This is a genomic window from Shewanella mesophila (assembly GCF_019457515.1).
Classification (GTDB): domain Bacteria; phylum Pseudomonadota; class Gammaproteobacteria; order Enterobacterales; family Shewanellaceae; genus Shewanella; species Shewanella mesophila.
Genome location: NZ_CP080421.1, coordinates 3,624,463 through 3,637,742 on the forward strand (window position 1 = coordinate 3,624,463; position 13,280 = coordinate 3,637,742).

Genomic DNA, 13,280 nt, shown 5'->3' on the forward strand with positions numbered 1-13,280 from the left:
TATAGCGGTAAAACTTATGAGCAAGCAATCGATAATTCCTAAAACGGTAACCGAATACGATCTACGATTGCTGCGTATCTTTCGCACCGTAGTAGAAAACGGTGGCTTCGCCGCAGCCGAAACAGAATTAGGCGTAACCCGCTCCACGATCAGCGTCCATATGTCTAATCTTGAAAGCCGTATGAAACTGAAACTCTGTAGCAGAGGACGGGGCGGTTTCGCCCTCACAGAAGCGGGCCAAGCTGTGTACCATGCCTGTATCGAGCTATTCGACTCACTCAACAATTTCTCAATGTTTGTCAATAACCTAGGTGAAGAGTTAATCGGCGAATTGGTGATACTCTGCGCCGACCAACTCGACCATACGATGCAACAGAAGTTGGCGCAAGTGATCGCCTATATTCATCGGCGCCAACCACAGCTGCACCTCATCTTAGATGGTGAAGCACTGCACCATATCGAGAAATCACTGCTACAAGATAAAGCCCATGTTGGGCTACTTCCCAGCTATCAACAGATAGAAGGTCTAAACTATCGCACCATCTTCAGTGAACCTATTTATCTCTGTTGCAGCGCGCAACACCCCTACTTTCACTTAACTGATCATGAGATCAGTGCCGAAATGTTGGCTAAGACCCACTCTATTCATCCGGGAGTCGATATCGATCCCGATGGCAGAGAGCAATTAAAGCGCCTAAACCTTTCGGCAAAGGCATATCAGTTTGATACTCGTAAAACCTTAATTCTATCGGGCTGCTACCTAGGTTATCTGCCGCTAAGCTATATACAGCAAGAACTTAAAGCAAAACAGATGAAGATAATCCACGCCGATGAAGCCAGTTATCAATTTAACCTATCTATGGTCAGTAAACATTCGGCGAGAGAGACAGCTAAAGTCGAGCTGCTAATGGCGGCGTTTAATGAGGTATTTGCACTGGGTGAAGTGGGATAAAAAATGCTGCGGCAACACCTTAAGTAACGATACTGCCAACAGCTAAAATGATGGAAACCGCAGTAATATAAAAATGAAATGCGATCATCCTGAACGCAAAAACATAAATAAAAGGCCCAACATCTAAGTTAATTGCAGGGAGCACAAAGAACGGGCCAAAACTAGATTTAACTAATTAACCTGAACTCGGGTTAGTTAGATATTACCAATCATAAATTTATATTTGATGTAAAAACGGGTATCGTTCAAATCTTCACCATTGTCAAAATCAACAATCGCGTGTCTCGCACGAACACTTAAACCTTTCATCACGTTATCGAGTGAATAACTGATTGATAAATCAGTTTCAGTAAAGTCAGAGCCTTGATCTTCAGGTACATCAAACTGACCATAGAAAACATAGCCACTCAGTCCTTTAACGCCTACACCGCGTGGTGCGTTTAACTTCACTTGCTACCGCCTCGGCAACTGATACAAAACTATTATCGAACCCGTTCATAGAATCAGTAATATAAAGTGCCGATAGAGTTAGGTTTTCAACACTATTGTTGTACGCAGAATATAGTAAAACAAGCCCCCCAATGAAGTGTCGTGTTTAGTATTCGTCGCACCGTCAAAGTCACGGGTAAAGTCATACAGCCTTAACTCACCTTTCATACTACCTTGACTGAACATCTTATTAATTGCGGTATCAGCCAGTGCTGGTATAGAGAGAGCCGATACAATCAGAAGCGATAAATATGTTTTTTTCATCATCTTATTTCCCTTTTTCTCAACAACAGACACGAAAATATTCAAAGCCTTGGGATAGTGTTATTTGTAATCGTTGTGACTAGGATTAAGTGTTCTCCAACTTTACAACCTGAGTTAACGGCTACTTTCTTTTAAAAGCTATTTAACAAATAACGCCAACCAACAAAGGGCATACATCAAATGCAATAGATTTAAATTTGACCGTATATTTAAACAACCGAGATCTAAAAAGTGGCTCACGAATTTGTGTAAAGTGGGAAATGACAAAACATGACGAGGATGCTACTCAGCCAATTGATAGCTATGTTATAATTTTAGATCTTTTATTTTTATGGAACTTACCTTGAATTATTTTAAACCAATCAAACAGGTTAAAGCTTCTGAAGAAGTATCGCAGCAACTCAAGCGTGCCATTTTTGAAGGTAAGTATGTTGCTGGCGATAAACTTCCCTCTGAGCGAGAGCTGATTGAGAACTTTGAGGTAAGTCGAACAGTCGTTCGTGAAGCGATAAAAGGTTTAGAAGCTCGTGGATTAGTAGAGATCAAACAGGGCGCGACTGGCGGAGCCTTCGTGAAGGAGCTTACATTCGAAAGGCTCAGCAACGACTGTAAAGATCTGTTTCTCTTGGGACAAATGTCTTTTACTGAGATCTGCCAAGCGCGTTTGGCCATAGAGCCCGTCGTCGCAGGTTTGGCAGCAAAGCATTGCACTGATGAGCAGGCAAAGATACTTATCGAAGCCAATAATAATGAAAGCAAAACCTTAGAGTATCCCGAAATCGTATTACTGCGCAGCCGCGTACACTATCTACTCGCAGATATGTGTAACAATCGCTTTTTAACCGCTATCGACAAATCATTAATTCAGCTAGTTGCTAATATTACTCATAAATTTCAACCCGATACCGACAAAATCCATCCAGCAGGACTACATCAATCGATTATTGATGCAGTGATCGCTCGTGATGAAGTTGGTGCAGAAAAGGCCATGCGAGCACATTTAACTGAATTCATCTCGCTGTTACAGGGCATCGAAGAGGAATACAGGGAATGGCTTAACGCCAGTCATACACTGAGCTAACATCACTCACCAATGAGATTAAACTCTGCTAACTTAATGCTGGAACGATAAAGCCTAAAATCGATTCAGCAATTCAACATCAAAATCTTGTTCGGTAATTGAAAGTTCAAGGGATGTCATACGCTGCTTGATCGCCTCTAGCTCAGTATCAACGTTATTCAACGTCAGCGTATTATCATCCAATAGATAAACCAGTTTTAAGCTAGCGAAATAGAAATTTAAGATGATCAAGGCATCATGACTGTCTTTATCTGCCCCGAGTTTAATCGCCTTCAACTTACGATAGATCCGATTTTGTAGCGCCTTTAAACGCGATACATAATAGATCTCTTTAAAATAATCTCTATGACGCTGTTGATATAATGCCCCCGCACAAAGAGCGAAACCAATGAGAACACCGAGAAAGTTAAGGTGTAAATTCCCTGTCGACTCACCACTTTGTATCTCGACATTACCAAAAATGCTAATCAACACTTGGCCAAAAAACAGTGATAACAGCGCTAGGCTGCCGATAAAAACCGCAATCACCCGATTTAAACGCTGGCGATAAAGCACCTTATCGACCTCGACTAACTTCATTCTACTTCTCTCTAATCACTAAAAAATATGACACAAGATTATCATGAGCCCCCTTGTAAGTCGCAGTCTTACTGCAATAAAACATTTGAACTATTGATTTAAGCTAGGCAAGTTAAGCTATAACTTAATTGGTTTGTTAAAGCGTGGTTACCACTAATTTAACAGCAACAAAACATTTGGAAGTAAAAACATCTAGACGTCTAAATTGACAGAAGTCTCTCAATCTCATATCCTCTCACCTATTGAGATGACCCATTTCGTTTTAAACGAAATGTTCCAGCAAGGAGGGCGTGGGAACCATTGGTGCACATCTGATTTTAAAGACACGTACTCATCAATGAGACGTTTAAGTGAAAAAGAGAGATCACATTGACAACTTCGACACATGCCCATCAATCAGCGACTAAAACGCAGGCTTCCTTTATTGCCTTGCTGCCATTATTTCTATTCTTAGCACTATTTATTGGTGCAGGGGTTTATTTCCAAAGTCAGGGGGTCGATTTCGCTTTCTATCAATTACCCAGCGTGATCGCGATCCTACCGGCGATCATCTTGGCATTGGTGATCTCTAAACAAAAGCTCAATAAAAGCATAGAGACCTTTATTGCAGGCATTGGCCACTCCAATATTATTGCCATGTGCCTTATCTACTTACTCGCAGGGGCCTTTGCTTCTGTAGCTAAAGCCACTGGTGGCGTCGATGCTACTGTCGCTTTAGGCTTATCCTTGGTGCCATCGAATCTATTACTTCCAGGGTTCTTTGTTATCGCCGCTTTTATCGCTACCGCAATGGGCACCTCAATGGGCACCATAGCAGCCGTGGCACCTATTGCACTCGGCGTTGCCAACGAAGCGCAAATTGATCATGCAGTTATGGCTGGCGCGGTAATTTCTGGTGCACTTTTTGGTGATAACCTTTCGATCATCTCTGACACCACCATTGCGTCTACTCGGACACAAGGTTGTGAGATGAAAGATAAGTTCAAAGAAAACCTTATCTTCGCCATTCCAGCCTCAATCATCACCTTAGTGATCTTCACCTTAGCGGGTCAAGGTCAGGCAGATGTAGCCGCACAAGAGATTGACTTTATCAAGGTGATCCCTTACCTCACCATCTTAATCCTTGCCGTCTCAGGCCTTAACGTATTTGTGGTGTTAACCCTTGGTATTTTACTCGCGGGTGTTACAGGCTTGCTCACCATGGACTATGGTGTGATCCAATTTGGCCAAGATATCTATAGTGGTTTCTCTAACATGCAGGAGATCTTTATTCTCTCAATGTTAGTCGGTGGTTTAGCCGCATTGATGCAACAGCAAGGTGGATTGGCTTTTGTCAGTAAACAGATTGAAAAGTTAATCACTCGTTTTTCTAAGGCGAAAGGCGAAGCCTCTACTCGCGCTTCAGAGCTAGGTATGGCGGGCATTGTCGCCATGACCAATACCTGTGTTGCCAATAACACAGTATCAATTGTCGTCACTGGGGATATCGCGAAAGAACTGGCACAAAAGCACAATGTAACGCCAAAGCGAGCCGCCAGTATTTTGGATATCTTCTCCTGTATCGTGCAGGGGTTGATCCCTTACGGCGCACAAGCACTATTGATCGCCTCAACCTTTGCCATTAGTCCATTAGAAGCCGTAGCTCATGCCTGGTACTGCATGGTGTTAGCTGTTGTCGCTGTAGCAATAGTGAGCTTTCGTAAACGTCATTAAGCACTAATATAAAGAGACTGTGAGACATAAGCTTCAAGATATAGTTTCACAATCGCTTACTATCGCTTAGACTGTAGCCATAGGGATATCACCAATGGCGCAGTATGACGTAACACGATCTTGGCAGAGTGATTTAACTCGCTAGCGATCATGACCAAAAGCGCCAGGTTTATCAAAGGAGTGCAATTATTGCGCTCCTTTTTTATATAACAAGAATAACTGGCGACTCTATGGCAGCTTACTACCCAATCAATTATGACTTCCACCGCATGGTGATATTTACGGCCTTAGCTGGGGCAATAGTCTCAGCCTTAGGTCTCAGCATCAGTCTCATTGCCAAATACCTGCAAATTGGCAGCTTGGTGTTTAATCAGCGACCCGATTTTTTAGGTAACTATATAGACTCTCCATTAGCCTATATCTTCAATATGGGACTCATCTTGGCGGGGATCTGTATTTTACTGGCCATGTATGGTCTTCAGCAGCTGCGCCTCGGTCATTTTGGCAACTATATATCAATTGCAGGGTTTACCGTTGGGGCATTTATTATCTTGATTGGGATCTATCCCATCAACTACCTCTTTGAACATAGGCTGTTTTCGACAGTTTTTTTGATATCCACTTTAATACTTTACTTTTTGACCCTTTGTTCGCGCCTCAATCATAAAGATATCTGTCCACTGCCGCTCTTTGGCGTCAGTTTATTAGGGTTTATCTCGGCATCATTATTAGCACTGATGCTCAATTGGAGCATATTGGACTTTTCGCCATGTACCCATCAAGAGACAGAGATCTGTGCCGTATCATTAGTCATGTGGTGTCAAACCAACCTAGTGATGGTTTGGTGTATCATGCTGGCCTTAACCATTAAAAAGCTGGCACGGCAGAGCTATCAAAAATCGATAGTCAACCAATTGACCGCCAGCTATTAGCGTGAGTTTTCAATGCGTTTAGCCCAATATATCGCCCTAACCGGGCTCAGCTCACGTCGCGCCGCAACCCGTCTTATCCGTGACGCACGAATCACTATCGACGGTAGAGTTGCCAATCATATCGATAGCATCTCGCTAATAACGACAACTCATGGCATTCAGCCCGTCCAACATGTCTGTGTCGATGGACAATCCCTTGCCGCAATTGAAGCAAAAGAGTATTGGCTCTTCAACAAGCAGGTGGGCACCGATTGTCGGTTATTACCAGATGATCCGTCGAGTCTGATTCACTTGCTGCCAAGGCAGCCGCGCCTCTATCCTGTGGGGCGTTTAGATAAAGATTCTCATGGATTACTGCTGCTCACCAATGATGGTTATCTAACCCAGCAGCTAATGCATCCCGATTATCACCACAGTAAAACCTATGAGGTCTGTTTAGACAGCCCTTTTAACGATGATTTTCTTAATAAGATGGCCGCAGGCGTGAGCTACAGATCAGTGCTGACTAAACCTTGCCAAACTCGGCGACTTAGCGATACCTGTTTCGAAATCATCCTAACTCAAGGGCTTAATCGACAAATAAGACGCATGAGTCAGGCTCTTGGCTATAAGGTGATTGACCTTAAACGAATCGCTATCGAATCATTACAGCTTGGTGAACTGCCAGCAGGAGAGATGCGCCCCCTAACGTGTGCGGAAGAGTCATCGCTCAAAGGTTTGATCAAGCATCAAACATAGGGTAAACATCTGTATTTTCTTGAGTAGCGGCAGGCTTCATTACATTTTCGCCGTATTTTTGAAGATGTACCGTCATGGCAATCTATCACCTGCGATGAGCGAATGTGCAGATGCGGCTTCGGGATGCTATAAAGCCATACTTGGCCGCTTAACGAAATCATCAGACCTACATGGATGTAGGGAATGCCGCAAGATGTCGGGAACATTTTCGGCCATGATTTCGAAGGCCAAAACCGCGCTTACACTAGGTGATTTTCTCTCTTCGATTTGACGGTATTTGATGTGACTTGAGAATTAAGATCTAAGAAGCTTTTGCCCCAAAAGTTAGCTAGCCTTCGAATGAAGGCCGATTGCATTTTTGGGTTTAGCTTCTGGCTGAGTTGGCATTGGTTAGTTTGTATGAAGGTTATTCCTTTATTGTTATCTATCGCTTCTCTGGGAGGGTATGTGCAGATACTTCTGCTCCACGGAGAGCTTGGCAACAGCCATATGCTTGCGAACGAGAGACAGGGATTGTCGAACTGGCTTTTAGATAGGGATATCGTTGTGAATCCATCCTTGGAGGCTCGACGATGGCATCCCTGCCATCAACGTCCGCAGCTGCATCTACACTAGGTTATTTTCTCTCTTCGATTTAGCTTCATTTGGTGTGAGTGGCGAGTAAAAAGCTAAGAAGCTTTTGCCCCAAAGTTTGGTAGCCTTGGAATGAAGGTTTGGCATTTTCTGGATTAGCTTATGTAGCGTTTGGCTGGGTGGGAATGGGTTAAGTGAGCTTGAAGGTCGTACCTTCGCTGTTACTGAACGCCTGTCCGGCGAGGAATGTGCAAGCACTCTTTTGGCACGCCGCCAGCACATCCATGTGGGCTCTGCGAAATCATCCATGATTTCGAAGGCCAAAACCGCGCTTACACTGGGTCATTTTATCTCTTCGATTTGACCGTGTTTGGTGTGACTTGAGAATTAAAAGCTAAGAAGCTTTGCCCCAATTCCGTGTTTCGACTCGTTATCTCAATCGAAAATTCCTACTTTTGTGCCATACAAAATCTCATCCATTTACCTAGTGTTTGGCCTTACCAGAAATCGGCTAATAATGTATGGGTATACAGTCGTATTTAAATTTAGATTTTTTGGTATAAATTTTAGACAAAATCAGTGCGCACCAATTCCATTCGCAATAAATAAAATCCCATAAAATCAATTAACTATGGTGATAGATTTTTAGTTAATAGGTTTGGAAAACGCGCATGCGCGTTTTTCCTGATGGATTACTTATATGAAAAGCGGCAAAATGCTGATAAGTTCATTACATACAGATAGTTAACTGTGCGCGTTTTCACTGGTCCAACGAGATAAACGCGCATGCGCACTAATAAAATGTGAATATAATCCTACATGGGAAAACGAGATAAATTGCAAAAATTTAGAGAGAAAATACTCAATAAATCATATAGCCGTTTCCGTAGAGTCAGCAGTGTTATCTTTTATAGTTTAGTTTCTTTACTAACTGTTTTTGCTGTGGGGTTTGTTATATTCACAATTCCAGGGTTAGAAACGAGAGAAAGTTTTTTTTGGTTAGCACTGTTTGGTGCTGTACTTCAGCTAATAATAATTTGGTATCTTTATTACTCGGGCGATGTTCCTTCATTTGCTAGAAATGCAATTTATGGTTGTATCATGCTGGGTAATATGTGGCTTTGTTTATTTATGTTTTCCTTAAAGCCATTGGAGTAGTGTAATGATCAAGCTATCACATAACCAACGGCTCCACCGGACAAATTTCCGCTGTCACCTTTTGTGCAAAAAGACGCACAAAAGCCGCCATCAAAAATTTGCGCGGTGAGGCGGGCGTTAAGTGTCACTATGGAAATCGAAGAAATATCTAAAATTGAAATATTAGAAAATGGTGAAATGTTTGTCGTGCTTGCTAGCGGCGGCAAGCCTATGTATCAATATATTTATCGAGAGGCAGCTGAAGTTTATTGGGATAATGAAGCAAAAGGTTTCAAAGCTCCCGTACCAAGAAAATGGACTAACACAGACTGGTTTAAGCAAATTGTCAGTGTTGCAGCTTCTGGATTGGCCATTACATTAAGGCTGTCAAATTCCACAGTTTGGGTTAATGTTCCAGAGCAAACAAAGACAGAAATATGTAATGTGAAAAACACTTAATCGGGTAGCCGGAGGTATCTAGCCTCCAGCCCCCACACCACCCTGCATGCGGCTCCGCACACGACTAAATGGATTAGGAGGTAGGGCGAAGCAGGATGCCAGAGCTGAAGGCGGTTCATTTAGAACGCCTAACGAAACTTTCTGGTTAGCTTCTTGGTTTCGAGAGTGAACTGCGATCCATCCATCTCTCAGTGAATATAATCCCGCCTTCTTAAGATAATCATTACTCAGTGCTTGCTGTATCCCCGGTGTTTTCGAGCTTCGCCACGGCCCTTTACTTGTGATCCCACAAGCAACAGCTGATTGGATCCTGACGCCACGTTTAAGTAAGTTCTGCACCTTAGTCCGTGGTTTTCGCCACTGACGCCAGTAGCACATACGTACTCGACGACGGATCCAATGATCGAGTTTGACACACCCTTGGTAAGCGTTAGCTATGCCAAAGTAGTTTATCCAGCCTTGCATGTATTGCCGCACTTTAAACAGCTGATAACCCATGCTTACACCCCAGTTTCGGTTCGTCAGCCGTCTCATCTTTTGTTTGAAAATGTGCAATGTTTTAGCATGCCACTGGATCTTACCTCGGTTAAATGTAAACCCAAGAAACTTGCTTTGACCTACCTTAACCACTTGGCTTTTCTGTTCATTAACAACCAGTTTTAGCTTAGTCGCAAGGTATTGAGTAATGCTCTTGAGTACCCGCTCTCCCGCTCGAATAGACTTTACCAAAATGATAAAGTCGTCCGCGTAGCGGGCGAATTTATGCCCTCGGCTTTCCAGCTCTTTATCCAGACTATCCAACATAATGTTTGATAGTAATGGCGAGAGTGGACCGCCTTGAGGCACGCCTTCAAAGCTTACTTCAAATTGGTCATTGACCATCACACCAGCTCGAAGGTATTTACCAATAAGCGCCAACAGACGCTTATCCTGCACCTTGCTCCTAAGTTGAGTCATCAAGAGATCATGATTAACTCGGTCAAAGAACTTAGACAGATCAACATCGACGGCAAATTTGCGTTTCTGTTTGATGATATCCCTTACTTGCAGTACCGCTTGTTTGGCATTTCTGTTCGGCCTAAAACCAAAGCTGTTGGTCGAGAAGAATGGGTCAAACAGTGGCGTGAGTATTTGCGCAATCGCTTGCTGTATGACACGGTCAATGACATTTGGGCTCCCCAATTTGCGTTTACCGCCATCGGGTTTGTCGATCTCAACACGCCTGACCGCTGAAGGTTGGTATTCACCTTGCCCATGGTTGATGAGACAGGCAGAGTTATTCGTAGTGACAAACGTGGAGTTATTTCGTCGAGTGCAGAAAACATCCTCAGTCGCTTGAATATACCGTCAGCAAATTGGCTCAAAATTGTCACGGAGTTTGGTCAATTGTTCCACGGCCCTGTTGGTACATTGGAGGAATTTAGCCGATACTGCGAACACCTCAACAAGCGACGACGGCACTTTTCAAGCAGCTGCAAGTATATGCAAAACCACTCACTCTAAATGTTACAAAAACATCGACTTTCCTTAGACGAAATTGCTGAGTTAACCATCTGCACTTATTAGAAAGCTATTTCAACCAAATTTCATCATTTCCTACAAATTTCGATAGAAGGTTCTCTTTCGCGAGGAGGATTCATGATAAGAATACGACTAAGTATTGAAATCGCGCTTTTAGCTCGTTATGTTGTTGATTAGCAATGGCTGGCTAATAACTTACTAAACTGGCAAAGAAAACGGCAAATATGCAGCCAACTAACCCACATAAAAACCGTCACTTTGACACAGAAACCACTTGTAGCAACTGTCATAACGTTCACGAAAAATCACAAAACTACTGTGAAGGTTGTCACGCTCGTTTTAACTTCGTAGTACCGTAAGCTGGCTAAGAGCATTTAACCACTTCATCTACAATAAAAACCACCCGCGTTAAAGGGTGGTTTTTTTATAACGCTGAGCTCAATAACTCACACTCCAGTATCTCCCATTTTCCACAAATGCAACTGATTGCCCTTTTATCCAGCTCCCCTCTGCTTAACTGCTAAGTAGCTCAGTTTGTTAGTGCTCCATCCACTTGCTTCGGTTACGTTTGAGAACATTCTTATCTGCTGAGTGGCCATGAAGGTCGTCCTTTCCTTATGGCTGACGCTTTTACTTCAACCGAGGTGTGCACAGTTGCCCCTTATGCAATGGTGCAGTCACATTAGGCGAGCACTTTCCTAACTTGCTCAACAATGTGGCTCTCATTAAGGGGCTTACCGTTCATGGTTTGTGTGCTTAATAAGCCTAACATCAAGGTATACAATGAAGCTCGGTGCTCTAGAGAGACGTACCGCTCTAACATAGACATATACTTTTGATTGGCGAGTAACATGCATGGATCACTCGCTACGTTTTCTTGCCCAATAACATCGATATAATCGAAGACCAACTTCATTTCCTGGAAGAATCGAGGCGCTATCTGATTAAATATTAATATAAAATTTTCAATGCGCTGCTCGTCGCTAGCGTCAGGCAACGCTGGCCGTTCAAACAAGACATTTGCATCAAAATTCACACTCGCCTCTGTCGCAGCTCGGAATAGCTCATTTTTACTTTTATAGTAATGGTAAACGGCGCTTTTGCTCATCCCGAGTTGTTCACATAACTGTCTCATTCCAACATTTTTATAGCCAAATTCAAGGAACACTTCGGTGGCTTTTAGCGCAATCTCTTGTCTTTTTTTGTCATGGTCGACAATTTTAGGCATCTATTGATCTCGATTATCTAAGTTCTACAAACTATATCACAACTCACATTTATTAGACCAACCGGACTATAAAACCCTTTACCTTAAATGGCGAATGCATTAACTTATAAAGACCACCTGGTCTAAATAAGGTTTTTGGCGATGAAAACAAATCCTCGAATACTCGTTGCGGGTTCTACAGGCTATCTAGGCAAGCATATTATTGAGCAATTACTGTTCAAAAAAGCCGATTTCATCGCATTCGCAAGAAGCAAGGAAAAGCTACTCGATATAGGTTTAGATGAGTCTCAAGTGTTATTGGCGCAAGTCACCAATCCAGATGAAGTGCGCGGAGTATGCGATGGCGTCGATGTGGTGATTTCATGCTTAGGTATCACTCGGCAAAAAGATGGCCTTAGCTATATGGATGTGGATTATCAAGCCAACCTTAATCTACTCGAAGAAGCCAAGCGCGCTGGAGTAAAAAAGTTTATCTATGTATCTGCTTTCAATGCACAAAAGTACCCACAAGTTAGGCTATTGAGTGCAAAAGAGCGCTTTGCAAATATACTGTTGAAATCTAACGATATAGTGCCATGCGTGATTCGTCCAAACGGATTTTTTTCTGATATAACAGAGATTTACAACATGGCAAAAGCAGGTAGAGTATATGCTTTTGGAGATGGAAACGTTCGCCTGAACCCTATTCACGGCGAGGATCTCGCTAACTTCTGTCTAGAAGCTATAGATAAGACTGAAACCGAGTTAGCAGTTGGCGGACCTGATGTGCTGTCTGTCAATGAGATAGCACTTTTGGCTTTTAATTCATTACACAAACCAGAACGAGTGACTCACTTACCTGACAGCTTACGCCTTTTATCACTTAATATTGTCAAACGGTTACCTGAAAAATGGGGTGGGCCAGCTGAGTTTTTCTTAACCATGTTGGAAAGCGATGCCATTGCTCCCCAACATGGTTGCCATCGACTTAAGGGTTACTTTAATGAACTCTCAGAAAACGAGTCGTAGTGGCAAAAACAAATGTTCTTCCAACCCAGAGCAAAAGTCATTTGATTCCAGCCAAACTGACAAGGGCCTGTAAAAGGTTGCGGTTTTCTCTCTTTAAGATCTAGAGTCAAGACACCTACTCCTTGAGCCGTTTCCTCAGTTTAACTTACCCTGTTAGGTAATTGGATGCATCTTCTGATCTGCATGGATGTGAAAGAACGACGTATGTGCAGATACGCCGGTGGCACGCTGTGCGCCCTCTGACCTCCAAGGAGGAGGAAATGCCAGAATTGTAGTGGTCAACTAAAATTGGCCCTGGCTGCTCTGCAGTTTCATCTGACCTATATGGATGTAGGGAATGCCGAAAAATGTCTGGAACATTTTCGGCCATAATTTCGAAGGCCAAAACTGCGCTTACACCTATCTCTAACGCTTCTTCGATTTGGCGGTATTTGGAGCTAGTAGCGAATCTAAAGGCTGGGTTATTTTGCCCCATTGCGCGTTTGTACATGTACTAATTCATATAATTATTTTTTATCAATCAGTTATGTATTCACGATTTGAGATAATAGGTTTGGAAAACGCGCATGCGCGTTTTTCTAGATGGTATATTTAGCAAAATGCTGA

At 42.9% G+C, this 13,280-nt stretch carries 12 protein-coding genes and 2 pseudogenes; 9 read left to right on the top strand and 5 right to left on the bottom strand.

Going from position 1 to position 13,280, the window contains the following annotated elements; all coding sequences use genetic code 11:
* Positions 1–16: 16 nt before the first annotated feature.
* Entirely contained in the window at positions 17–952 is a 936-nt protein-coding gene (locus tag K0I73_RS16045; RefSeq protein ID WP_220062047.1) for a LysR family transcriptional regulator, read from the top strand.
* A gap of 195 nt (positions 953–1,147) precedes the next feature.
* Here the strand turns inward: K0I73_RS16045 and K0I73_RS19195 are convergent, their stop codons facing one another.
* Entirely contained in the window at positions 1,148–1,402 is a 255-nt protein-coding gene (locus K0I73_RS19195) for a hypothetical protein (protein ID WP_258405216.1), read from the bottom strand.
* A gap of 78 nt (positions 1,403–1,480) precedes the next feature.
* Positions 1,481–1,708: a hypothetical protein gene (locus K0I73_RS19200; RefSeq protein ID WP_258405217.1), complete on the bottom strand. Its 228-nt coding sequence runs from the start codon at positions 1,706–1,708 to the stop codon at positions 1,481–1,483.
* 340 nt (positions 1,709–2,048) lie between these two features.
* Here K0I73_RS19200 and K0I73_RS16055 point away from each other — a divergent pair, with 340 nt between their 5' ends.
* Entirely contained in the window at positions 2,049–2,786 is a 738-nt protein-coding gene (locus K0I73_RS16055) for a FadR/GntR family transcriptional regulator (protein WP_258405218.1), read from the top strand.
* Positions 2,787–2,840: 54 nt separating this feature from the next.
* Here K0I73_RS16055 and K0I73_RS16060 read toward each other — a convergent pair whose 3' ends face one another.
* Complete coding sequence (locus K0I73_RS16060; protein WP_220062049.1) at positions 2,841–3,365, bottom strand: DUF3087 family protein; 525 nt, start codon at positions 3,363–3,365, stop codon at positions 2,841–2,843.
* 369 nt (positions 3,366–3,734) lie between these two features.
* On the opposite strand from K0I73_RS16060, the gene K0I73_RS16065 reads away from it, so the two are divergent.
* From K0I73_RS16065 to K0I73_RS16080, 4 genes are all read left to right on the top strand, one after another.
* A complete protein-coding gene (locus K0I73_RS16065; protein ID WP_220062050.1) occupies positions 3,735–5,078 on the top strand; it encodes a Na+/H+ antiporter NhaC family protein in 1,344 nt (447 codons plus the stop codon).
* 230 nt (positions 5,079–5,308) lie between these two features.
* Positions 5,309–6,010: a DUF998 domain-containing protein gene (locus K0I73_RS16070; protein ID WP_220062051.1), complete on the top strand. Its 702-nt coding sequence runs from the start codon at positions 5,309–5,311 to the stop codon at positions 6,008–6,010.
* A gap of 12 nt (positions 6,011–6,022) precedes the next feature.
* The gene (locus K0I73_RS16075) at positions 6,023–6,748 is read left to right on the top strand and encodes a pseudouridine synthase (protein WP_220062052.1); all 726 of its coding nucleotides are present in this window, start codon (positions 6,023–6,025) and stop codon (positions 6,746–6,748) included.
* A 1,860-nt stretch (positions 6,749–8,608) separates the two neighbouring features.
* Positions 8,609–8,917: a hypothetical protein gene (locus tag K0I73_RS16080; RefSeq protein ID WP_220062053.1), complete on the top strand. Its 309-nt coding sequence runs from the start codon at positions 8,609–8,611 to the stop codon at positions 8,915–8,917.
* A gap of 150 nt (positions 8,918–9,067) precedes the next feature.
* Here K0I73_RS16080 and ltrA read toward each other — a convergent pair.
* Positions 9,068–10,180, bottom strand: a pseudogene (ltrA, locus tag K0I73_RS16085) (group II intron reverse transcriptase/maturase); the annotation flags it as partial.
* Between ltrA and K0I73_RS19205 the strand changes: the two are divergent.
* Together K0I73_RS19205 and K0I73_RS16090 are read left to right on the top strand one after the other, a co-directional pair.
* Positions 10,166–10,420: pseudogene (locus K0I73_RS19205) on the top strand (transposase); the annotation flags it as partial. The pseudogenes ltrA and K0I73_RS19205 sit on opposite strands and share 15 nt — an antisense overlap.
* Before the next feature lie 221 nt (positions 10,421–10,641).
* Positions 10,642–10,797, top strand: coding sequence for a cytochrome c3 family protein (locus tag K0I73_RS16090; RefSeq protein ID WP_434086724.1), 156 nt, complete (start codon positions 10,642–10,644; stop codon positions 10,795–10,797).
* A 323-nt stretch (positions 10,798–11,120) separates the two neighbouring features.
* Here K0I73_RS16090 and K0I73_RS16095 read toward each other — a convergent pair whose 3' ends face one another.
* Complete coding sequence (locus K0I73_RS16095) at positions 11,121–11,666, bottom strand: TetR/AcrR family transcriptional regulator (protein WP_220062055.1); 546 nt, start codon at positions 11,664–11,666, stop codon at positions 11,121–11,123.
* A gap of 141 nt (positions 11,667–11,807) precedes the next feature.
* On the opposite strand from K0I73_RS16095, the gene K0I73_RS16100 reads away from it, so the two are divergent.
* The gene (locus tag K0I73_RS16100; RefSeq protein ID WP_220062056.1) at positions 11,808–12,674 is read left to right on the top strand and encodes an SDR family oxidoreductase; all 867 of its coding nucleotides are present in this window, start codon (positions 11,808–11,810) and stop codon (positions 12,672–12,674) included.
* Positions 12,675–13,280 lie beyond the last annotated feature (606 nt).